At 63.5% G+C, this 22,616-nt stretch carries 19 protein-coding genes, 3 pseudogenes and 1 riboswitch; of the genes and pseudogenes, 10 read left to right on the forward strand and 12 right to left on the reverse strand.

What is annotated here, in order from left to right; translation table 11 throughout:
* Positions 1 to 648 carry a thiamine diphosphokinase gene (locus HK436_RS26435; RefSeq protein WP_173194654.1) on the reverse strand — a complete coding sequence of 216 codons (648 nt, stop codon included), beginning with the start codon at positions 646 to 648 and terminating at the stop codon, positions 1 to 3.
* 102 nt (positions 649 to 750) lie between these two features.
* Positions 751 to 875: riboswitch (TPP riboswitch) on the forward strand.
* Between the two features lie 41 nt (positions 876 to 916).
* Here HK436_RS26435 and thiB point away from each other — a divergent pair.
* The 4 genes and pseudogenes from thiB (at position 917) to HK436_RS26455 (ending at position 5,926) form a co-directional block, all read left to right on the forward strand.
* Positions 917 to 1,918 carry a thiamine ABC transporter substrate binding subunit gene (thiB, locus tag HK436_RS26440; RefSeq protein ID WP_173194655.1) on the forward strand — a complete coding sequence of 334 codons (1,002 nt, stop codon included), beginning with the start codon at positions 917 to 919 and terminating at the stop codon, positions 1,916 to 1,918.
* A gap of 7 nt (positions 1,919 to 1,925) precedes the next feature.
* A pseudogene (thiP, locus tag HK436_RS26445) lies at positions 1,926 to 3,529 on the forward strand (thiamine/thiamine pyrophosphate ABC transporter permease).
* Between the two features lie 53 nt (positions 3,530 to 3,582).
* Positions 3,583 to 4,236, forward strand: a complete 654-nt coding sequence (gene thiQ / locus HK436_RS26450) for a thiamine ABC transporter ATP-binding protein (protein ID WP_173194837.1) — start codon at positions 3,583 to 3,585, stop codon at positions 4,234 to 4,236.
* 241 nt (positions 4,237 to 4,477) lie between these two features.
* Positions 4,478 to 5,926, forward strand: coding sequence for a M48 family metalloprotease (locus tag HK436_RS26455; protein ID WP_173194656.1), 1,449 nt, complete (start codon positions 4,478 to 4,480; stop codon positions 5,924 to 5,926).
* 15 nt (positions 5,927 to 5,941) lie between these two features.
* Here the strand turns inward: HK436_RS26455 and HK436_RS26460 are convergent, their stop codons facing one another.
* The 7 genes and pseudogenes from HK436_RS26460 to HK436_RS26490 form a co-directional block, all read right to left on the reverse strand.
* Positions 5,942 to 6,805 (reverse strand): RNA polymerase factor sigma-32, encoded by an 864-nt coding sequence (locus HK436_RS26460; protein ID WP_173194657.1) that lies wholly within the window; start codon positions 6,803 to 6,805, stop codon positions 5,942 to 5,944.
* 224 nt (positions 6,806 to 7,029) lie between these two features.
* The gene (locus tag HK436_RS26465) at positions 7,030 to 7,602 is read right to left on the reverse strand and encodes a CarD family transcriptional regulator (RefSeq protein ID WP_173194658.1); all 573 of its coding nucleotides are present in this window, start codon (positions 7,600 to 7,602) and stop codon (positions 7,030 to 7,032) included.
* Positions 7,603 to 7,972: 370 nt separating this feature from the next.
* Complete coding sequence (gene fdxA / locus HK436_RS26470; protein ID WP_173194659.1) at positions 7,973 to 8,311, reverse strand: ferredoxin FdxA; 339 nt, start codon at positions 8,309 to 8,311, stop codon at positions 7,973 to 7,975.
* Between the two features lie 127 nt (positions 8,312 to 8,438).
* Entirely contained in the window at positions 8,439 to 8,825 is a 387-nt protein-coding gene (hslR, locus tag HK436_RS26475) for an Hsp15 family ribosome-associated heat shock protein (RefSeq protein ID WP_173194660.1), read from the reverse strand.
* Positions 8,826 to 11,935 (reverse strand): annotated as a pseudogene (locus HK436_RS26480) (helicase-related protein).
* 709 nt (positions 11,936 to 12,644) lie between these two features.
* Positions 12,645 to 13,370 carry an acetoacetyl-CoA reductase gene (gene phbB / locus HK436_RS26485; protein ID WP_173194661.1) on the reverse strand — a complete coding sequence of 242 codons (726 nt, stop codon included), beginning with the start codon at positions 13,368 to 13,370 and terminating at the stop codon, positions 12,645 to 12,647.
* 122 nt (positions 13,371 to 13,492) lie between these two features.
* Positions 13,493 to 14,677 (reverse strand): acetyl-CoA C-acetyltransferase, encoded by a 1,185-nt coding sequence (locus HK436_RS26490; protein ID WP_173194838.1) that lies wholly within the window; start codon positions 14,675 to 14,677, stop codon positions 13,493 to 13,495.
* A 207-nt stretch (positions 14,678 to 14,884) separates the two neighbouring features.
* On the opposite strand from HK436_RS26490, the gene phaR reads away from it, so the two are divergent.
* Positions 14,885 to 15,484 (forward strand): polyhydroxyalkanoate synthesis repressor PhaR, encoded by a 600-nt coding sequence (gene phaR / locus HK436_RS26495; protein ID WP_173194662.1) that lies wholly within the window; start codon positions 14,885 to 14,887, stop codon positions 15,482 to 15,484.
* Between the two features lie 18 nt (positions 15,485 to 15,502).
* On the opposite strand, the gene HK436_RS26500 is transcribed toward phaR, so the two are convergent.
* From HK436_RS26500 to HK436_RS26510, 3 genes are read right to left on the reverse strand one after another with little or no spacing between them, the layout of a single operon-like run.
* Positions 15,503 to 15,865, reverse strand: a complete 363-nt coding sequence (locus HK436_RS26500) for an ASCH domain-containing protein (protein ID WP_173194663.1) — start codon at positions 15,863 to 15,865, stop codon at positions 15,503 to 15,505.
* A gap of 31 nt (positions 15,866 to 15,896) precedes the next feature.
* Entirely contained in the window at positions 15,897 to 17,483 is a 1,587-nt protein-coding gene (locus HK436_RS26505; protein ID WP_173194664.1) for a gamma-glutamyltransferase family protein, read from the reverse strand.
* A 16-nt stretch (positions 17,484 to 17,499) separates the two neighbouring features.
* Positions 17,500 to 17,901, reverse strand: a complete 402-nt coding sequence (locus HK436_RS26510; RefSeq protein ID WP_173194665.1) for a hypothetical protein — start codon at positions 17,899 to 17,901, stop codon at positions 17,500 to 17,502.
* A 483-nt stretch (positions 17,902 to 18,384) separates the two neighbouring features.
* Here HK436_RS26510 and rcdA point away from each other — a divergent pair, with 483 nt between their 5' ends.
* Positions 18,385 to 18,915 (forward strand): protease adaptor protein RcdA, encoded by a 531-nt coding sequence (gene rcdA, locus HK436_RS26515; protein WP_173194666.1) that lies wholly within the window; start codon positions 18,385 to 18,387, stop codon positions 18,913 to 18,915.
* 3 nt (positions 18,916 to 18,918) lie between these two features.
* Here the strand turns inward: rcdA and HK436_RS26520 are convergent, their stop codons facing one another.
* Complete coding sequence (locus HK436_RS26520; RefSeq protein WP_173194667.1) at positions 18,919 to 19,695, reverse strand: sulfite exporter TauE/SafE family protein; 777 nt, start codon at positions 19,693 to 19,695, stop codon at positions 18,919 to 18,921.
* 171 nt (positions 19,696 to 19,866) lie between these two features.
* On the opposite strand from HK436_RS26520, the gene ruvC reads away from it, so the two are divergent.
* The 4 genes and pseudogenes from ruvC (at position 19,867) to ybgC (ending at position 22,565) form a co-directional block, all read left to right on the forward strand.
* On the forward strand, positions 19,867 to 20,391 hold the full coding sequence (gene ruvC, locus HK436_RS26525) for a crossover junction endodeoxyribonuclease RuvC (RefSeq protein WP_173194668.1): 525 nt from the start codon (positions 19,867 to 19,869) through the stop codon (positions 20,389 to 20,391).
* 21 nt (positions 20,392 to 20,412) lie between these two features.
* Positions 20,413 to 21,033 carry a Holliday junction branch migration protein RuvA gene (ruvA, locus tag HK436_RS26530; RefSeq protein WP_173194669.1) on the forward strand — a complete coding sequence of 207 codons (621 nt, stop codon included), beginning with the start codon at positions 20,413 to 20,415 and terminating at the stop codon, positions 21,031 to 21,033.
* A 61-nt stretch (positions 21,034 to 21,094) separates the two neighbouring features.
* Positions 21,095 to 22,110 (forward strand): annotated as a pseudogene (gene ruvB / locus HK436_RS26535) (Holliday junction branch migration DNA helicase RuvB).
* A complete protein-coding gene (gene ybgC / locus HK436_RS26540) occupies positions 22,107 to 22,565 on the forward strand; it encodes a tol-pal system-associated acyl-CoA thioesterase (protein ID WP_173194670.1) in 459 nt (152 codons plus the stop codon). Before ruvB ends, ybgC begins: the two are co-directional and overlap by 4 nt.
* Positions 22,566 to 22,616: the final 51 nt, after the last annotated feature.

Raw genomic sequence — 22,616 nt, forward strand, 5'->3', positions numbered from 1 at the left:
TCACATGCGGAAATAGGAAACAGGATGGGCGATCAGAAGGGCGCGACCGGACTGGAGCTTCACGCTCAGGTCGCCCCGCACTTCATTCGAGAGCGTCAACGACGAGCCGAAAGGCACAGACCGGTCGGAAAGCGGCCATTTCGCACCGGATAGCGTAAGCCCTTCGAGGTCGGAGAACGGCAACACACTGAACAGCGTCCCGTTCTCGTAATCGAAGCTCCTTGCGGTGCCAGGCAGAAGCGGCGTTCCCTCCTGCTGGCCGCTGGTCAACAGGCACCGTGTGCCCCCTTCGGACAGCCGCAAAGCGGCCGCAAGATGCAGGAAGGCGTGGTCGGCACGCGCGCCGCCGAACGCCCCGACGAGGATAAGCTCGTCAGCGCCACGGGCCAGCGCGGCATCGATGGCGAGTTCGCCGTCGGTCTTGTCCTTGTCGGCAGAGAATATCTCGGTCGGCACGTCGCCATGCGTCTGCCTCAGCGTGTCGTCGACGGAATCGAAATCGCCCGTCCACAATTCCGGAACGATGCCAAGCACGCTTGCGTGGCGGATGCCGGAATCGGCAGCAATCACCCGGGCATGTTCGAGTTGGCCGGCAAGCCGGGGCGTGGCGACGAGGTCGCCGCCAAGAAGGATGGCGAAGCGGGTCATGCGCGTCGCCTCTATCACGCGAGCCCGATGAAGCGAAAGCGCCTTGCATCGCGTCCGCCAAACAATCGCTTGCCTAGCCTCGCGCGCAGCCCTATTTCTGGAACCGCTCTAACGGGGTGCCGGACGCGACCAATGCGGACCGGCTGAGAGGCATGATGGGGCAACCCTGCCAACCCGCTGAACCTGATCCGGCTCATACCGGCGGAGGGATTAGACGCTGCAGCCAAAGCGCCTGATTTCCCTTGAAACACAAACCAAGGAGGCGCCGATGCGCGACCGTTTTCTCATCATCCTCACCGCTTCGCTGGGTCTCGCCGCTGTGCCGGCCGCAGCTCAGGAGAAGCTGACCGTCTACACCTATGAAAGCTTTACCGCCTCATGGGGCCCCGGCCCGGTCGTCGAGAAGGCATTCGAGGCCGAATGCGGCTGCGACCTGGAATTCGTTGCGGTGGCCGACGGCGTGGCGCTGCTGAACCGCCTCAAGCTCGAAGGCAGCGGCACGCAGGCCGACATCGTTCTGGGGCTGGACACCAACCTCACCTATGAGGCGCGTGAGACAGGTCTGTTCGCGCCACACGGTATTTCGCTCGAACGCGTGGATGTGCCGGGCGGCTGGAACGACGACATGTTCGTGCCGTTCGACTATGGCTACTTCGCCTTCGTCTACGACACCGAGGCGATCGCGACGCCCCCGGCAAGCCTGAAGGAACTGGTCGAAGGCGACCCTGAGGAGAAGATCGTCATCCAGGACCCGCGCACCTCGACGCCCGGGCTCGGCCTGCTTTTGTGGGTGAAAGCTGTCTACGGCGACGACGCGCAGGCCGCCTGGGAGAAACTCGGCCAGCGCGTGCTGACGGTAACGCCCGGCTGGAGCGAGGCCTACGGCCTGTTCACTAGCGGCGAGGCAGGCATGGTCCTCTCCTATACTACCTCGCCCGCCTATCACGAGATTGCGGAGGACAGCCAGCGCTACAAGGCCGCAAGTTTCGAGGAGGGACACTACCTGCAGGTCGAGGTTGCCGGCGCGACGCTCAAGGGCGCGGAGAACCCGTTGACCGCCCAGTTCCTCGAATTCATGACCGGACCTGGTTTCCAGGATGCGATCCCCGAGACCAACTGGATGTTCCCGGCCGGCGAAACCTCAGGACCGCTCAACCCGGTCTTCGACACGCTCGTCGAGCCTTCCAAAACGCTCGCGTTCACGCCCGAGCAGGTCGCCCAGAACCGACAGCGCTGGGTCGACGAGTGGCTTGCCGTGATGAGCCGCTGAACCCTCAATGACAGTCGACCGCCGCATTCTGGCAGGCATTTCCGCTCTAACGGCGATCGCGGTGCTGATCGGCGGGGCCTTTGCGGGCCTCGCGTGGGAAGCGCTTTCCGACTGGTCGGGCGCGCTTTCCGCGTTCAATGCCTACCTCCTGCGGATCGTTCGTTTCACCTTGTGGCAGGCGGTTCTTTCGACGGTTCTTTCCGTCGTGCCGGCGATGCTGGTTGCGCGAGCGCTTGCGCGCCACCCCGCCTTTCCCGGTCGCGGCCTCGTCCTGCGGCTGTTCGCGCTGCCGCTGGCGCTGCCCGCCATCGTCGCAGCACTCGGCGTTCTGGCGCTGCTCGGCCGCGCGGGGCTTTTCGCCGATGTCCTTACCGCCGCGACCGGTTCGCGCTGGCAGGGCATTTACGGACTTTCGGGAATTCTGGTTGCCCATGTCTTCTTCAACCTGCCGCTGGCGGCGCGGCTGTTCCTGCAGGCGCTCGAAACCATTCCCGCCGACCAGTGGCGACTTGCGGCTCAACTGGACATCGGCGCCCGAACCGGCTTCCGGCTCATAGAATGGCCGGTGCTGCGCGCTGCGTTGCCGGGGGTCGCGGGCCTTGTCTTCATGCTCTGCGTAACCTCCTTCACCATCGTGCTGACGCTGGGCGGCGGCCCGCGCGCGACGACGCTGGAGGTCGCGATCTACCAGGCACTGCGCTTCGATTTCGACCCCGCTCGTGCGGTGACATTGACGGCGCTGCAGATCGTCCTCACGGCGGCAGTCGTAGCGGTACTGATCCGGCTCGGGGCAAACATGACGGGCGACGCAAACCTTCCGGTCGCCCCCGCCGACCCGTCGTGACTGGAAAGTTCGAGCAGGTCGCCAATGGCGCGCTCATCCTTGCGGCCCTGCTCTTCGTTGCCGGGCCGCTTGCCGCGACGGTCATCGCAGGCCTGCGCGCAGACCTTGCGCGGCTGGCAGCAGACCCGGCAGTGCACGCGGCCACCATGACCAGCCTAGTGCTGGCGCTTATCGCGGCCTTGCTTTCCGTTGCGCTCTCGCTGGCGCTCACCATGGCCCGGCGTGCGGTGGAATTGCGCAGATCGTCGTCAGCATCACCGTCCCTGCTTGAGCGCCTGCTGGACACCGGCGCCGGCTTCGTGCTCGTCGTGCCGCCTATAGTCGTCGGTGCCGGCTGGTTCATCCTGCTTCGCCAGAGCGGCAATGTCTTTGCGGTCGCCCCCATCATGGTGATAACCGTCAACGCCGTAATGGCGATGCCTTTTGCAATCCGGGCGATCAGACCCGCCTACGACGCGGCCAGCGCACGCCACGAAAGGCTGTGCGCCTCGCTCGGCATTTCGGGCGTCAACCGCTTCCGCCTGGTGGATTGGCCGTCCATCCGCCGCCCGATGTTGATGGCGCTCGCCTTCGCGATGGCGCTGTCGCTTGGCGATCTCGGGGTGATTGCCCTGTTCGGCTCCGATTCGGTGCAGACCCTGCCCTATCTGCTGCTGGCGCGCATGGGCAGCTATAGAACCGAGGACGCCGCAGGGCTTGCGCTCTTTCTCGGCGTCCTTTGCCTGTTGCTGATGATGCTTGTCGACAACGCGAGGAGAAGCCGGTGAGTGGTGCCGCAGTCCGGCTCGATGACGTCACCTTCAGCTATGGCGATACCTCGATGACCTTCGACCTCGCTGTCGGGACGGGCTCCATCGTCGCTGTGATGGGGCCGAGCGGTTCGGGAAAATCGACGCTGCTCAACCTTGTAGCGGGCTTCGAGATGCCGGCCTCCGGCCATGTGCTGATAGGCGATCTCGATGCAACGACCATGCCGCCGGCCAGACGTCCCGTTTCCATGATCTTCCAGGAGAACAATCTCTTTGCCCATCTGGACGTGGCCAGCAATGTCGGTCTCGGACGATCGGCGTCACTCCGCCTGTCGCGCAGGGATCGCGAGGACGTCGCTGCCGCTCTTGCTCGCACGGGGCTCACCGGCAAGGAACGGCGCCTACCCGCCGAACTGTCTGGCGGAGAACGCCAGCGCGTGGCGCTTTCGCGCGTGCTGGTGCGCGACCGCCCGGTGCTGCTGCTCGACGAACCATTTGCCTCGCTCGGGCCCGCCTTGCGCCGCGAGATGCTGGAACTGGTGCGCGAGCTGCACGCAGAACGGGGCATGACGATCATGATGGTTACCCACCACCCTGACGACGCCGAAGCGCTCGCCGACCAAGTCGCTTTCATTGAAGACGGAAGAATCGCTGCCTACGCAGCAGCGGAAAAGATGTTCTCGGACAATGCGCCTGCTGCGTTCAGGGCTTACATCGGAGCCTGACGGCCAGCTTCCCGATATCCCTGCCCGGAAGCCGACACAATTCCCGGTCAAATCCAGCAAACCGAAGCGCGTGGCTTGTTTCCGTAGCGGGACTCTGGCTTAGCTCGTTTGCAACCCTTTTGCCTTTATACCGTTTCTGAACCATCGAATTCGATGAAAGGACAACGAGCTGTCCACGCCAATGCAGGATAAGTTGAAGCTCCGGTCCCAAACCGGACCGGGCTGCGCTCTGCGGCGCGGAATGATCCTGCTCGGCCTGATTTCTTCGCTTGCAGGCTGCCAGGTGCTCGAAGGCGCGACTGGCAATAGCGACGCGTTCCAGCCCTCTGCCAATCCAGTTACCGTCGATACGGTCACCCGCAACGACCGCATGGCGGCGATCGCGCGCGAGCAGCATCCGCGCATTCTCGCGACATACGGCGGTGAATATTCCGATCGAAAGTTGGAGCGTATGGTCGCCAGGGTCGTCGGCACGCTGACGCTCGACCCCGAAAACCCGAACCAGACCTACCAGATCACCATACTGAATTCGCCCAACATCAACGCCTTCGCATTGCCGGGCGGCTATCTCTACGTGACGCGTGGACTGCTGGCGCTCGCCAACGATTCGGCCGAGCTTGCCGCCGTGCTGGCGCACGAAATGGCGCATGTGACCGCAAATCACGGCATCCAGCGCCAACAGAAGGAAGCCGAAGAGGTTTTGGCCTCGCAGGTGGTCAACGACGTTCTTGGCAGCGATCCCGCCGCACGGGTGGCGCTCGTGCGCGGCAAGCTGCGGCTTGCGCAATTCTCCCGCAATCAGGAGCTGGAAGCAGACGCGATCGGCATCCGTGCAATCGCGCGCGCCGGCTACGATCCGTTTGCCTCGGCACGTTTCCTGCAGTCGATGGCGTCCTACAGCGCATCGCGCAACGTGACGGGTGCCGTCGACGAGAACCTCGACTTTCTGGCAAGTCACCCGACTGCGCCGCAGCGCATAGAGCTCGCGCTTCGCCACGCCCGTCAGTACGGAGCCCCGGGTACGGGCACGCGCGACCGCGACCAGTTCCTGGAAGGCCTTGACGGCATGCTGTTCGGCGACACGCCGGAAGAAGGCTTCGTGCGTGGGCTGACCTTCATGCACCCGAAACTTGGCGTGGCATTTTCGGTGCCCGAGGGCTTCGTGATCGACAACACGGCGGCAGCCGTGACCGCCGCCGGGCCGGGCGATGTGGCCATTCGCTTCGATGGCGTGTCGATCGACCGGCGCGTTTCGCTCGCCGACTATGTACGCAGCGGCTGGGTCGCGGGCCTCGACACATCGAGCATCCGGCAGACCACAATCAACGGCAACGAGGCTGTTTCCGCCCGCGCAAGCGCCGAAGGCTGGCAGTTCGACGTGACCGTGATCCGTGCCGCAGGTGAGGTCTATCGCCTGCTGACCGCAGCGCCGGCAGCCAGCACCGCCCTCGATGCTATAGCGAGCCAGGTCGGCAGCAGCTTCCGCACGCTGACCGCAGCCGAAAAAGCATCGCTGCGTCCGCTTCGAGTCCGGGTGGTAACGGTCCGCGCAGGACAGACCGTGGCTACCCTTGCCGCCCAGATGCAGGGTGTCGACCGGAAGATGGACATGTTCCGGCTCATCAACGCCATGAGTTCCGGCGCGACGGTGTCGGCCGGCAGCAAGGTGAAGATCATCACCGACAGGTAAGGCTTATATCAGGTCTCAGGCTGCGCTGCGAACCACTGCGGGATCGATATTCACCAGTGCCGTACGCAGCTTTTCAAGCGCGCGGCCTTCGATCTGGCGCACACGCTCCTTGGAGATGCCGAGCTTCTCCCCCAGCGCCTCCAGCGTTGCACCCTCATCGCGCAGCCTGCGCTCACGGATGATACGCAGTTCGCGCGGATTGAGCGTTGCCAGAGCCTGGCTCAGCCATTGCGCACGCCGCTCCTCATCAATGCGAGAACCCACGACTTCGTCGGGGAGCGGCTGGTCGGAAACGAGAAAATCCATCCGTTCGGAACCGGTATCTCCGTCAGCCGCAACGGGTGCGTTCAGCGAAGTATCGGGACCGGACAAACGTGCATCCATCGTCGCGACGTCGGCCGCCGCGATGCCAAGTGCTGCCGAAATCTCGTTGTAGAGCGCGTCGTTCGACAGCATTCGCGAATCCTGCGCAAGACGCGCACGAAGACGACGCAGATTGAAGAATAAAGCCTTTTGGGCCGATGACGTGCCGCCACGGACGATCGACCAGTTGCGCAGGATGAAGTCCTGCATCGAAGCGCGGATCCACCACGTCGCATAGGTCGAGAAGCGCACTTCCCGCTCCGGCTCGAAACGGGCCGCCGCTTCCAGCAGGCCGACATGACCTTCCTGAATGAGGTCGTTCATCGACAGGCCGAAATGGCGAAATTTTGAAGCCATGGAAATCACGAGCCTCATATGGGCTACCGCTATGCGGTGAAGCGCCTGTTGATCGCCCTTCTCCTTCCAGCGCAGGGCGAGCTCATGCTCCTCCTCGCGCGCCAGATAGGGCGCTCGCATCGCCTCCCGGATCATGCTTCGCTTTGCTGGATCGTCCATGTCACGCTCCCGAACAAGGAATACGCGTCAACGGCCGTAAAAGTTCCATCCAGCTATGATAGAAGTTGCCTCCCGTCGCCGCCAGCCATAGGCGACGCCTTCCGGCGCACAAAGACGTGAGCGGCAGCAGCACGTGCGTCCCGGCCAGCGGGCATTCACAAACGAAAAAAACCCGGCTGCCGAAGCAGCCGGGTTCTGTCAGGTCAAATCTGCGGAAATGCGTCTTATGCCGCTTCTTCCTGCTCGGTTTCCTCGTTGTCGGCCTTGGCGCCGCGACGCGGACCCTTGTTGAGGTTGGTCTCGATGAGACGCACCGCCTCGGTGTCAGACATCTTGTTCACGGCCGCGATCTCGCGCGCCATGCGGTCCAGCGCCGCCTCGTAGAGCTGGCGCTCCGAGTAGGACTGCTCGGGCTGGTTTTCGGCGCGATAGAGGTCGCGCACCACTTCCGAGATCGAGATCAGGTCGCCGGAATTGATCTTTGCGTCATATTCCTGCGCACGGCGCGACCACATGGTGCGCTTGACGCGCGCGCGGCCCTGCACGACTTTCAGCGCGCGATCGACATAGTCGGTTTCAGACAACTTGCGCATGCCGATGGACGTCGCCTTGGCGACCGGCACCTTAAGACGCATCTTGTCCTTCTGGAAGTCGATGACGAAAAGTTCCAGCTTGTGGCCCGCGACTTCCTGCTCCTCGATCGTGACGATCTGTCCGACGCCGTGCGCCGGGTAGACGATATACTCGCCGGTCTTGAAGCCCTGTCTTGTCGCGGATTTCTTCTGCTGGGTTGCCATACGCCCTGTACTCCTTTTTATGTCCTTGAGGCGCGAACTGGAAGATTCGTGCCCAGACCATGGCCGATGAGCCGGCCAGCCAACTGCCAGAGACAAGACGAGCAAAGCATTCCGAAAGAAGCCCTTGGCCCGGACCCGGTGTCAAAACACCTGCCCGGCCCAGCTTGACTGTTCCGGAAACGCTTCAGCCTTTCAATGATTAGAGCGCTTGCGCCATAAATCGACGTCTGTCATCGGCATGTTGATTGTTTGTAACATAAAAAGTCGAAAGAATCAACAATTTGCCGCATGCGCGAACAACCCCGCCACGGCAAGTAGCGCGATACGGTAACGGCAGGACGATTGTGACGTTACGTCAATTCCCGCTCGATCAGTCCCCCTCGCCAGGCTCCGGCGAGAAGTATTTTTCGAACTTGCCCTCGACGCCGTCGAACTCTTTCGCGTCGGCCGGCGCGTCCTTCTTGGCCGTGATGTTGGGCCATTTGGAGGCATATTCGGTGTTGATCTCGAGCCACTTTTCAAGGCCCGGTTCGGTGTCCGGCTTGATGGCATCTGCAGGGCATTCAGGCTCGCAAACGCCACAGTCGATGCACTCGTCCGGGTGAATGACGAGCATGTTGTCGCCTTCGTAGAAACAGTCGACCGGGCACACCTCGATGCAATCCATATACTTGCACTTGATGCAGTTGTCGGTGACGACATAAGTCATGAAACGGCTCCGGCCGGCAGCATTCTTGTACGATCGGCGGTGAGGTAACGCCTTTGCGGCAACCGCGCAAGGGTGGCGTATGCGCGCAATCGACTGCTTGGGAAATGAAATTCCACCACGGCCGAATTCACTCGTCGTCCCGCAGCGCGTCCATGCGGCGACGATCTTTCTTCGTCGGTCGGCCGCTGCCCTGCGGGCGAACCGGCGCGATCGCGTCAGGCACGGCCTCACCGCCGCCCGCGGGCGGCGGTGTCAGGTCTTCGTAGAGCGTACGCGCTTCCTCGGCAGGGCCGCGCCGCGTGCCCGGCTCGAGCACGCGGTAGACGATCACCCGGCGTTCGAGCGTGATCGTGAGCACGTCGCCGGGTTTGACCTGCTGGGACGGCAGGTCGATCTTGGCGCGGTTTAGCCGTACCCGGCCGGACTGGACGACCTTCGCCGCAAGCGATCGCGATTTGACGACGCGTGCGAAGAACAGCCACTTGTCGATGCGCTGGCGACCCTCGCCCGACATTTACTTCTTGAGCTGCTCACGCAGTGCGGCGAGCTTGGCGAAGGGCGAATCCGGATCGATCCTCGCCGGCGGCTCTTCGCGCGGTTTGCCGCCGGGACGGTCATTGCCGCGGCGCTCGTCGCGCCGGCCGTCACCCTTGCCCTTGAATTTCTTGCCGCGCTCCCGCTCACGATCGCGCCCGTCGCCGCCACGACCCTGACGCTCGCCACCCTCACGCCGCTGTTCGCCCTTGCCCTGATTGGGGCCGTGATTGGGCGCGCCTCGCCCACGTCCATGGCGCTGGCGGCCATCGTGACGAACCGGCCGCCACAGAAGGATCGGCTTCGGTTCCTCGACCACGGCCTCATCCTCCGCGGGTACGGGGGCAGATGCGTTCGAAACCGCTTCGGCGGGCTGATCTTCGGCGGTTGCCGCCGGCGTCGCTTCCGTAGTGGATTCCCTGGGCGCGGCAGGCTCGATGGGCGCCTCACTGGTGGCGGGCTCGCCCTCGGCCTCACCAGCGGCCACGGGTTCCGTGGCGGGTTCGTCCGCAGGCGCTTCGGCCGGCGTTTCGACAGCTACCTGCTTGGCTGCATCGGCAGCCGCCTGCGCCGCCGCGACGCGCTCACGCTCCGCAGTGTCGAAGGCATCGAGCCTCGCCTGGACCTCGGCTGCCGGCTTCGCCTCTGCGCGGTAGCCAAGGCCCTTGAGGATTTCTTCCATGTCGTCGGCGGTCGCGCCCAGGATCGACATCATCGCCGGGGTGACGGTGAAGGCTGCGCCGTCGAAAGCGCCTTCGGGGCGGGGTCCGGTGCCTGCCCGCCACGCAAGCGCGGGACGGATCAGATCGGCCAGACGCTCCAGAATATCGACACGCACCGCACGGCGTCCAAGCGTGCGATAGCCGGCCAATTGGTAGAATGTCGGCTCGTAGGAAGGTTCGACCACGAGCGAGGTGCGGCCAGATGCCAGCGCATTGACCACGTCGCCAAAGCCGGGCTTGTCCTTGCCGTCATTGCCCAGCGACCAGAGCAGCGTCACCAGACCGGCCGGGCCGGGCTTCAGCAGCGCGGGCACGAAGATGTGGAACGCGCCGAAACGCACACCCAACCGCCGCAGCGCTGCGCGCGCTTCCTGGTCGAGCGCCTTGACGTCGTCGGCGACATCGCGCCGGTTGAGCAGGCCGAAATTCTCCGTCAGCCGGAAAGCGATACCGCGCGCGATGCCGGTGAGCTGTTCGGCATTCCGGAGATCAAAGAGCGGCTTGAGCAACGTCTCGATCTGGTAGCGCACGAAACGCTCGGCCCGTGCCGCGACCTTGTCGCGGGCCGGACCCGTGAGTTGCTCGTCGGCCAGCAGGATCACGCGCGGGGTCAGCGGATCTTCTCCAGCCGTCAGCGTCGCCACCGGCGCTCCGATCCAGCGCAGCAGTCCGTCGGATGCGAGCGCGAAATCGCCATTGCTGGCAACGGCAAAGCGCTCAGCCCGCGTGTCGAACTCCTGCGCCAGCGCCTTCTGCGCGGCTGCCTTGACAGCCTTGGCATCCTCGCCATCGGCCGCCTGATCGGCCGAGAACCGGAACCCTTGCAACGCGCCGACGTGATGTCCTTCGACGACGACGTCACCCGACGGGTTTATTTCTGCTTCAAGCATTGCGTTTTCTCTCAGGCGCCTCATGAGGACGGAAGTCCTGCGGTCTACGAACCGTTTCGTCAATCTTTCGTGGAGCGCATCGGACAGCTTGTCCTCTATCTCGCGCGTTTTTTCCTGCCAGTGTGCCGGATCGGCCAGCCAGCCGGGCCGATGGGAGACGAAGGTCCAGGTGCGGATCTGCGCAATCCGATGCGACAGCGTGTCGATGTCGCCATCGGTCGTGTCGGCGCGGTGCACCTGTTCAGCCATGTAATTTTCATCGACATGTCCCTTGCGGGCTAGGTCCAGATAGATGCTGCCGATGATGTCTGCGTGCTGCGCGGGCGCAATGCGACGATAGTCCGGCAGAGCACACGCTTCCCACAGCAGCTCGACGCGACGGGCGTCAGTGGCAAGCCGGCGCACATCCTCGTCCTGCGACAGATGATCGAGCGCGCGTGCGTCGACCGCCGGCAGCGCCCGCGTCAGGCCCTCCACCTGCGGGATGCGCTCGATCGAACGCTTGAGGCTGTCGATGCTCGAGAAGTCGAAGGATGCCGTACGCCATTGCAGCACCTTTACCGACTCGAAACTGTGCGATTCGATGCGCTCAACCAGCTCGTCGTCCAGGGGTGCCACCTGCCCCGTGACGCCGAAAGTGCCGTCACGAAGATGGCGACCGGCGCGGCCGGCGATCTGGCCAAGTTCCGCCGCGCTGAGATCGCGGTACTGATAACCGTCGAACTTGCGGTTCTGCGCAAACGCGACGTGGTCCACGTCCAGGTTGAGGCCCATGCCGATGGCATCCGTCGCGACCAGATAGTCGACGTCGCCCGACTGGTAGAGTTCGACCTGCGCATTGCGGGTGCGAGGGCTGAGCGCACCGAGCACAACGCGGCGGCGCCGCGCTGACGGCGGATCAGTTCGGCGATGCCGTAAACTTCGTCGGCCGAAAAGGCAACGATGGCGCTACGGCGCGGCAACCGCGTCAGCTTCTTCTGGCCGGCATAGGCAAGATGCGACATACGCGGCCGTGTGACGACAGACACGCCCCGCAGGAGCTTTTCCAGAATGCCGCGCATCGTGGCCGAGCCCAGGAGCAGGGTCTCCTGCCGACCGCGCAGGTGCAGGATGCGGTCGGTGAAAATATGCCCGCGCTCGAGGTCGGCCGCCAGTTGCACCTCGTCGATCGCCACGAAGGCGGCGTCCGTCTCGCGCGGCATCGCCTCGACCGTGCACACCGAATAGCGCGCGCCGGGCGGCACGATCTTCTCTTCGCCGGTGATCAGCGCGACCTTCTCGGCCCCTACCTTCTCGCACACGCGCGCATAGACCTCGCGCGCAAGCAGCCGCAACGGCAGCCCGATAACCCCGCTCTCATGCGCGACCATCCGCTCGATGGCCAGATGGGTCTTGCCGGTGTTGGTCGGTCCGAGCACGGCGGTGACATCCCGTCCGGAAAGGACGAGCGGCGCGTCTGTTCTGGTCTGGATGTTCATCGTACGAGGTCGGCCTCTTGCCGCGCCGCAAAGCGGTGGACGCTTCCGTTAGCATGTCTGCACGGTGCAACGGAAGATGCCGGCGCGCCTTCTAGATAGGTCGTAAGGCTCGCCAAGCCAACGCAGCAACCAGCGTTTTTAACGGTTGGAACGAGTCTGGAACGAACCGGCTACGAATCACTGACTTTCGCATGTTCCTGCTTTGATCACCGCAACATATAGAGGTATGCCACACATTAGTCACCACATGCGGAATCTGCGCACGAACCATTTTCCCCGGCGGGACCAAACCCGTTAACTTCTTGCGGCAGCAGCTGCTGAATTGGCACTCTAGCATCGTCAACAGCGCCGCAAGCTTCAGAATTCGTTAGTGAATTTTTTACGCACTGTTAACCCTGTGGCTGCGTCGGCGCATTGCCCATTAACGTTCCGGCCAAACACGGAACGAACCGGCGACGAATCACTGACTTATGCATTTTCCTGTTTTGTTCACCGCAAGATGTTGTGTCATGCACCGCTTTTCCACCGTAATTCCACAGGCTGTGCACTGCATTTCCACAGGAGCAGCAGTCAGGCGTTAACCACTTACGCTCGGAACCAGTCTGTTCTTGCGCACTCGCAGCTGGGTTGTTGCATGCGTCGGGTCAGCAGCTTCGCCCAAAGAGACGGCCCCGTGGGGGCCGCTTCTTTCCATAAGCAGAAACGTGGCTCAGACGAAGAACTGCCCACCATTGGCTGAAATGGTCGAGCCGGTGATGAAGCCCGCATCATCCGACGCCAGGAAGGCGACGATCCGTGCAATCTCCTCCGGCTCGCCCAGCCGGCCGACCGGAATCTGAGGGATGATGCGCTCGTTGAGCACTTTCTCGTCGATCGCCTTGACCATTTCGGTTGCGATATAGCCCGGGCAGATCGCGTTCACCGTGATGCCGGCGCGCGCGCCTTCCTGCGCCAGCGCCTTGGTGAACCCGAGATCCCCGGCCTTTGCCGCCGAATAATTGGCCTGTCCGGCCTGCCCCTTCTGGCCGTTGATGGACGAGATCGTGATGACGCGGCCGAACTTGCGGTCGCGCATGCCGGACCAGAGCGGATGCGTCATGTTGAAGACGCCGTTGAGATTGGTGTCGATGACCTCGCGCCACTGCTGCGGCGTCATCTTGTGAAACATTCCGTCGCGGGTGATGCCGGCATTGTTGACCAGAATGTCTACGGGGCCGAGATCGGCCTCGACCTGCTTGATCCCCTCGACGCAGGCGTCGTAGTCGGCGACCGACCATTTATAGACCGGAATACCCGTCTCTTCCTTGAACTTCGCAGCCGCTTCGTCGTTGCCGGCATAGTTCGCGGCCACCTTGTAGCCTGCCTCCTTCAACCCTGCCGATATGGCCGCGCCGATGCCGCGCGAGCCCCCGGTGACAATTGCCGTCCTGGTCATGTGGTTCCTCCTCCCAATTTAGCGAGTAAGGAAATAGGGGACCAAGGCAGTAGGGATGGCGCTTCTGGTCGCTCTTTCCCTCTACGGCCCTACTCGCCTTATTGCCTTACCGACCTATTCGCTCAGTTCATCGCTTCAACGCACATCGCGACGCCCATGCCACCGCCGATGCAGAGCGTTGCCAGGCCCTTCTTCGCGCCGCGCCGCTTCATCTCGTAGACCAGCGTGTTGAAGATGCGCGCACCAGATGCCCCGATCGGGTGACCGATGGCGATCGCGCCGCCGTTCACGTTCACGATGTCCGGGTTCCAGCCCATGTCCTTGTTGACCGCACAGGCCTGCGCGGCAAAAGCCTCGTTGGCTTCGACCAGATCGAGGTCCTCGACCTTCCAGCCAGCCTTTTCGAGCGCCTTGCGCGATGCCGGGATCGGGCCGGTGCCCATGATTTTCGGATCGACGCCTGCCGTCGCCCAGGAAACGACGCGCGCCAGCGGCGTGATGCCACGACGTTGAGCCTCGTCTTCCGTCATCAGGACGACCGCGGCGGCGCCGTCGTTGATGCCGGACGCGTTACCGGCGGTCACCGTGCCCTCCTTGTCGAAGGCGGGCCGCAATTTCTGCATGGCTTCCAGGGTCGCGCCGTGCCGGATGTACTCGTCGTCGCCAACCACAACCTCGCCCTTGCGCGTCTTGATCGTCACCGGAACGATTTCATCCTTGAAACGCCCGGCCTTCTGCGCGGCCTCCGCCTTGTTCTGCGAGGCGACCGCGAATGCGTCCTGCTCGTCCCGCGTGAGCTGCCACTGCCGGGCAACGTTCTCGGCCGTATTGCCCATGTGGTAGCCGTTAAACGCATCCCACAGCCCGTCGCGGATCATCGTGTCGATCATCGAGTAATCGCCCATCTTCACGCCCGCGCGCAGATGCGCGCAATGGGTGGATAGCGACATCGATTCCTGCCCGCCGGCCACGATGATGCCTGCATCCCCGCTGGCGATCTGCTGCATGCCGATGGCGATTGTGCGAAGGCCCGAGCCACAGACCTGGTTCAGCCCCCAGGCGGACGCTTCCTTCGGAACGCCGGCGGCGATCGCGGCCTGGCGCGCTGGGTTCTGCCCCTGGCCCGCGGTCAGCACCTGACCAAGAATGACCTCGTCCACTTCTGCCGCATCGACGCCGGCACGCGCAAGCGCCTCGCGGATTGCCACGGCGCCAAGCTCGTGCGCCGGGGTTGCTGCAAATGCGCCGTTGAAGGAGCCGACGGGCGTGCGCGCGGCACTGGCGATGACGATGGCGGGAGCGGACATGGCGGTTTCCTCGAACTCGTTGGCATGTTGGCCTCTACTCATGTTTCTTGCCCGATCACGGGCACGAGTCAAACCGGAATGTGAGGCCGGCGGTCTTGCACTGCACAAAGCGCTTTCATTTGCCGGTCATTTGCGCATATCCTGCCGGTCAGGGTCGCAGATGGGCCTTGTACGACGTCTGTGTAGCCGCATTCCGGGAGGTCATGAATGCCCGCAAAAGACGATCCGGTGGTGATAAAAAAATACGCCAACCGCCGCCTCTACAACACGGGCACCAGCACCTATGTGACGCTGGAAGATCTGGCGGAAATGGTGAAGAAGGGCGAGGAATTCACCGTCCAGGACGCCAAGAGCGGCGAGGATATCACTCATCCGGTACTCACCCAGATCATCTTCGAGCTGGAGAACAAGGACGGGCAGAACATGCTGCCGATCCCGTTCCTGCGCCAGCTCATAGCCTTCTACGGCGACCAGATGCAGATGGTCGTGCCAAGCTTCCTCGAGCAGTCGATGATGGCGTTCGCCAAGGAGCAGGAACGCTTTCGCGAGCAGATGAAGGACGCCATCGGCAAGTCGCCGATGGAGATGATGAAGATCACGACCCCGATGAAGGCGATCGAGGAACAGACGCGCCGCAACGTCGAGCTCTTCCAGAACGCCATGCGCATGTTCACGCCATTTCCTCCGCAGACGACGCAGGACACGACTGAGGAAGACGCTACCGGCGACAAGCCTGACGACCTTCAGGACCTGAAGGATCAGATCGCGGCCATGCAGCGCAAACTCGACCAGATGGGGCGTGGATAGGCTCTGCCCGGTCGCTGATCAGGCGCCTGTTGGTTTGTCTTGATCACTCGCCTCGCGCAGCGCGCTTGTTTCCGCCGGCGACAGGTGCTCGACGACCTGCACGATGCTCGTCAGCTCGATCTCAGGATAGTGCTCGCGCATGCCTTCGAGCATCACGGCGTCGGGCCATTCCTCCTGCCGCCCGAGGAAGGTAGCCGCTTCGCTGAGCGGCATGTCCGTGCATTTCGTGACCCGCACGACGGCAGACCTGCAATCATCGCCTTCGCAGACATAGGTCATCAGGCCTGGCTCGATGCGATGCTCGCGCCAGCGGATGGTGGAAGTCTTTTCGCCGCTTTCCACCAGCGGGAACAGTCGGGCGACCACCTTCAGGGTTTGCATCGGTATCTCCAGAAATAGATGTCAGGCAGCGTTACCAGCCCAGCGCGCAACCGTCCTTGCGCGGATCGGACCCGCCGACGAGGAACCCGTTCTCATCGTCGATGACGATCATCTGCCCGCCCCCATGCGGTGCGCCGGCGTCGCGCACCTGATGTCCCCGCGCAACCAGATCGCTGCGGATCTGCGCCGGAATCCCGCCTTCCGCGTCGAGAATACCGTCATCGCCCCAGAACAGCCGAGGGTGATCGAGCGCTTCCTGAGCGTCCATGCCGCGGTCGACCAGGTTGGAAAAGACGTGGGCGTGCCCCATAGGCTGGTAGTCGCCGCCCATCACACCGAAAGAGACTGCAGCACGCCTATTCTTCATAGCCATCGCGGGAATGATCGTGTGCATCGGTCGCTTCCCGCCACCGAGTTCGTTTGGGTGTCCCTCTTCGAGCGTAAAACAGCCGCCCCGGTTTTGAAGCGCGATCCCGGAACGCGGCGTGACCACTTTGGAGCCGAAAGCGCTATAGACCGAATTGATGAAAGAGACGGCGCGCCGGTCGCGATCGACCACCGTCAGATAGACCGTGTCCGACCGCGCCATTTCCGGCAGGACAACGGACGGATTGCGTCGCTCCATGCTCAGTTGTGCGCCAAGCGAATGTATAAAACTGTAGGAAAGCAGCTCCTCCGGTGTCCGCGTCATCGTGGCGGGGTCGGCAACCAGATGATCGCGCACGGAATAAGCGAGGCGTGCCGCCTCGATCTCCATGTGATAGCGCTCCGCGCTGCCCGTGGGGAGCTTGCCGATACCGTGCGCCTCCATCAGCCGCAGCAGGATAAGCGCCGTCACGCCCTGCCCGCTGGGCGGGATTTCGAGCACGTCATACCCGCCGTAGGAAACGGAGAGCGGCGTCACCCAGTCAGCAGCGACGGCGGCAAGGTCCTCTTCGCTGAGAAAGCCGCCCTGTCCGCGAACGGTCGCTGCCATCTCGGCCGCGATCTCGCCTTCGTAGAATGCCCTTGCACCGTCCTTGGCGATGGCCCGCAAAGTCGCGCCAAGCGCCGGAAAGCGAAACCGGATGCCGGCCGCCGGTGCATCCCCGTCACGTAGACAGTGGATCGCCGCGCCGCGATCGCCACGCAGCGCCGGGACATGCAACGCCCAGTCGCGAGCAACCCGCGCATGAACCGCAAAGCCCTCCTCGGCGTAGCGGATCGCATCGGCAAACAGCCGGTCGAACCCCATGGTGCCGAAGCGTGCACTCAGGCGAGACCAGGCGTCCACCGCGCCGGGCGCCGTCACTGCATGAACGCCCGTTTGCGGCATTGAGGCAAAACCATTGTCGCGATACCAGGCCGGATCGGAGGCGGCTGGCGCGCGGCCCGAACCGTTGAGCCCATGAACGGTTCCGTCGGGCTCGGCGAGAATGACGAAGCAGTCGCCGCCGATGCCGGTCATATGCGGCTCGACAACGCAAAGTGTCGCGGAAGCAGCGATCGCGGCATCGACCGCATTGCCGCCTTCCTTCAGTACGGCAAGCGCTGTTGCCGTAGCCAGCGGGTGCGACGTTGCCGCCATGCCGTTTTCCGCGATGACGGGTGACCGTCCGGGCTGATCGAAATCGCGCATGCTCTGCTCCGGCCTGTTAGCGGAAATTCACGTCGCGCGAGGCCGCACGGAGCGACACCGCGAACCCCGCCAGAACGTCGACAAGCGTGATCGCCATCAGGATGAAGAACAGCGAGCTGGCCGCCTGCCGCACGAGCAGGAACTCAACGAGGAACGCCACGAAAACGAAGGTTGAAAGCAGGTGGTCGACCACGGAAGCGTTCGACGTGCGGGTCGCCTTGACGATCTCGACGAACAGCAGCGCCAGCGCAAGCAGCACGATCATGTCGGCGATGCTCATGGCCCATATGCCGCCCGAGAGCATGGTCAGCGAGAACATCTCCGCCTGCCACGGGTCGCCGAGGTCGCCGAACAGCCCCGCAAGGCCGAGGTTAAAGACGACGAAGGGAACGATCATCAGCGGGATATGGGCGAACATGGCGGGCTCCGGACACGTGGGTTACCTTGTAGCGCGAAAAACCGCTGCGCGGTCAAGCACCTGCTTCAAGCGGGAGACTACGAATCACCCGCTTCCAGGCACTCAAGATGAGGCGTGCCGCAGCGTTGATCTGTTCCGGATCGATACAGTTTCGATCAAAATTAACCATCCTGTTAAGCTTCAGTTAAGCTTTACATGGCATTACTGTGTGCATCCAGTGATCTGGATTCTTACCGAGTGGCTGGGCCACTCCGTTTGACGCCTCCCTGTTAACTCCTGAGAGCCGCCTTTGCGGCTCTTTTTTTATGCCCGGTTCCCTTATTTCCGCCATCTCGACCGCGTTAACCTTTCGTTAAACACGTGCTTGCCTTCGGAAGGCCGAGGGATCAAAGTCCGGTCGATATCGTTTAGGCACCGGCGACCGAGAGCCGGGACCGCCGGACGAGGGAATGCAGCGTCAGTAAATTCGCGGGGTGCAAGGTCATGCAAGAGCAGGGTCACGGGGAAACCAACACGGTCAAGCTCGCCGAGAGGCGCGTCTTTTCCAGTTCCTTCAAGCCCCTCTACAACGAAGGCATGACGCTGGTTGAGCGGGCAGCCGAATATCTCGACGGTGAAGGCCGAGCGGCCGCAAAGACGCTGACGCGCGTCGGCGCGACACTATACGCCGCAGAGTCGATGCGGCTGACGACACGGCTGATGCAGATCGCCTCGTGGCTGCTGCTCCAGCGCGCTGCGAACTCCGGTGAGATGACCCGCGACCAGGTGGCCGCCGAGAAGGCCAAGGTACGGCTCGACACGACCTCAGCACCGACCGACACGGCTGGCTGGACCGAATTGCCGGACACTTTCCGCACGATCGTCGATCATTCGCTGCGTCTTCAGGCGCTGGTGCGTCGTATGGACGACGAGATCTACGGCGAGCCGGCGAGCCAGCGCTACGTGGCGCCGCAGCGCGGCAACCCGGTGTCTGACCAGATCAATCTGCTGCACACGGCTTTCGCCCGCGGATAGTCGCTATCCGGCCAGTTGGCGGGCAATTGCATCGAAAACGCTATCGAAGGCGGGCAGCGCCAGCAGCGCCGCCATGACGACGAGCGCGAAGGTCACCATCCGGTAGAGCCACTCGCCGCCTCGGGAAAACATCGCCCAGCCGGCAAGAATGCCGACGAAGTAGGCGGGTGCCGCGAGCAGCCCCAGCGTGACGACGTCTCGCTGGAACAGCCCGGCAAACCAGAGATTGCCGATCGAGACGAACTCCCCGAGCAGGAACAGGGACAGCAGGTTGGCCCTGATGATGGTGGCCGGGAGCCCGCTCGCCATCCAGTAGGCGATTACGGGCGGGCCGGGTATCGAGGCCACGCCGGAAAGCACGCCCGCCACACCGCCCACGCCCAGGGAAGTGAGCCGGTTGCGCGGGCCCTTATAGCGCCAGCCCGTCCACAACACGAAGACGCAGCACAGGATTGCGCCACAGATCATCCAGCGCAGCACCGTCTCGTCGCCATGTGTCAGCAGCCAGATGCCAGCCGGGAACAGAAGGAACAGTCCAAGCGTGACCGGCAGCACTTCCTGCCAGCGCGCGATACGCAGCGCCGGCACCGTGACAGGCACGGATGGCAGCGAGTCGATGATGACGATAATGACCAGGGCCGCCTTCGGCCCATACAAGGCACCCGCCACCGGAGCCACGATCATGCCGGTGCCGAAGCCGGACAGTCCCTTGGCAACGCCGGCAACGAGCACGACTGCCAGCAGGGTCATCATTGAAAGGTCGAGCGGCGGAAGGTTCATCTTGTCCGGCTGTATGCGATCGGAAGTTGCGGCAAGGCGATACAGCCCGAGACCCCATCGAGACAGTGCAAGGGGGAACCGCAACGCTGGTCCAGCACACAGCCCTGCCATTTGTTGCCGGTTTGTTCACTTTTCCATGGCATTGCCCGATGATCGGACTAGGGTGACATCATGAACGACACGATTCGCGTCATCGGCATCGACCCCGGCCTGCGCCGCACCGGCTGGGGTGTGGTGGAGGCACAGGGCAACACGCTGCGCTTTGTCGCGGCCGGCACGGTGCGCTCGAACGACAAGGACGACCTCGCATCTCGCCTGCGTCAGATCCACGACGGTCTGTCTGCAATCGTGCACGGGCAGATGCCGCACGAGGCGGCCGTCGAGCAGACATTCGTCAACAAGGACGCGACCGCGACGCTGAAGCTCGGCCAGGCGCGCGGCGTCGCGATGCTGGTGCCGGCGCTGGCCGGCCTGCAGGTTTCGGAATATGCACCCAACGCCGTCAAGAAGGCGGTGATCGGCGTCGGCCATGGCGACAAGAAGCAGATTCATATGATGGTGCGCGTGCTGATGCCGCGAGCGTCCTTCGACAGCGACCATGCGGCGGATGCGCTCGCCATCGCCATCTGCCATGTTCACCATCGCCAGAGCGTGACGGGGCGGCTGGCGGCGGCCGCACTTGCGGCGGCCGGTTAAAACAACGAGCGGGTGGCGGGGATGATCGGCAAGCTCAAGGGAACGGTCGACGAGATCGACGAGGATCACTGCATTATCGACGTTCACGGCGTCGGCTATGTTGCTTATTGCCCGGCTCGTACGCTGGCGGCGCTGCCCGGCAGGGGCGAGGCGGCCGTGCTCTTCATCGAGACCTATGTGCGCGAGGACATGATCCGGCTCTACGGTTTCGCGACGGTGCTAGAGCGGGAGTGGTTCCGCCTGCTGCAAAACAATGTCCAGGGCGTCGGCGCCAAGGTCGCGCTGGCGGTGCTGTCGACCCTGTCGCCTTCGGAACTCGCCAACGCGATCGCGCTGCGCGACATCGCCATGGTGGCCAGGGCGCCGGGCGTCGGCAAGAAGGTAGCCGAGCGCATCGTCACCGAGCTTAAATCGAAGGCGCCCGCCTTCGCAGGCGATGCATCCGGCACGATCGGCTTCAAGCAGGAGATCGGCGAAGGCGTGGCGCCGGCGCCGATTGCCGACGCGATCTCGGCGCTGACCAATCTCGGCTACTCGCGCGACATGGCTGCAAACGCCGTCGCGGCTGCCATGAAAGCCGCCGGCGAGGATGCGGATTCGGCCAAGCTCATCCGGCTCGGGCTGAAGGAACTGGCGCGGTGAGCAGGCTTGTGCCGAAGCGCGCCGCGTGAAATGAAAAAGCCATGAACACCGCCCCCGTCTCATATCGGCAGAAAAGCGCGGCGAGGACGTCGAGCAGACGCTACGTCCGCAGTCGCTTGACGAATTCGTCGGCCAGGCGGCGGCGCGCGCCAACCTCAAAGTCTTCATCGAAGCCGCCAGAATCGCGGCGAGGCGCTCGACCACGTGCTGTTCGTCGGTCCGCCGGGCCTCGGCAAGACCACACTGGCGCAGATCATGGCGCGCGAGCTGGGCGTCAATTTTCGCTCGACCTCTGGCCCCGTCATCGCCAAGGCGGGCGACCTTGCGGCCCTTCTGACCAATCTCGAGGACCGCGACGTCCTATTCATCGACGAAATCCATCGTCTCAACCCGGCAGTGGAAGAAATCCTGTATCCGGCGATGGAGGACTTTCAGCTCGATCTCATCATCGGCGAGGGACCGGCTGCGCGGTCGGTGAAGATCGATCTCGCACGCTTCACGCTTGTCGCCGCCACCACCCGCCTGGGGCTCATCACCAACCCGCTGCGTGACCGGTTCGGCATTCCGGTGCGGCTCGACTTCTATACAGTCGAGGAACTGGAATTGATCGTGCGGCGCGGGGCCCGCATCCTGTCGTTGGCGATGGACGACGATGGTGCCACCGAGATTGCGCGGCGCGCGCGTGGCACCCCGCGTATCGCCGGTCGCCTGTTGCGGCGCGTGCGGGATTTCGCCTCCGTCGCCGGCGCCGAGGTTGTCGACCGCAAGGTGGCCGATGCGGCTTTGACGCGACTCGAGGTCGACGCGCTCGGCCTCGACAATCTCGACAGGCGCTATCTTGGCATGATCGCCCGCAATTTCGGCGGCGGGCCGGTCGGCATCGAAACGATCGCGGCCGGCCTTTCCGAACCACGCGACGCGATCGAGGACATCATCGAGCCCTATCTGATCCAGCAGGGCTTCATCCAGCGCACGCCGCGCGGTCGCGTGCTCACCGCCAATGCATGGCGTCATCTGGGGCTGGATGCGCCCGCCAACATCGCCCAGCAGCAGATCAACCTGTTTCAGGAAGAATGAGCGCTAACGAAACGATACCCGCCGGGCTCTCCGGCGAGCTGACCGAATACGGGCATCGCCTCGACGCGCGGGTCTATTATGCCGACACGGACTTTTCCGGCGTGGTCTATCATGCCCGCTATCTGGAATTCTTCGAGCGCGGCCGCTCCGATTTCCTGCGCCTTGCCGGGGTGCACCACACTGAGCTTGCCGACGGCAAGCATGGCGAAAAGCTCGTCTGGGTGGTCAAGCGCATGGAAATCGATTTTCGCGCCCCTGCCCGCATCGACGACATCCTGATTGTGGAAACCCGCACCGAGAAGGTGTCCGGCGCGCGTATCTTCATGGCGCAACAACTCAAGCGCGGCGAGGAGCTGCTCGTCGAGGCGAAGGTCGAGGCTGCGATCATCTCCGAGAGCGGCCGGCCGCGCAGGTTTCCCAGGGAATGGGTAGCCGCCTTCATGCCGCGCTCCTGAGCAGACCCGCATAACAGATCCTTAACCTTAACGGTCCATCAAGATCGTGGT

Origin of the sequence: Neoaquamicrobium sediminum, assembly GCF_013240295.1 — a bacterium.
Lineage (GTDB): Bacteria > Pseudomonadota > Alphaproteobacteria > Rhizobiales > Rhizobiaceae > Aerobium > Aerobium sediminum.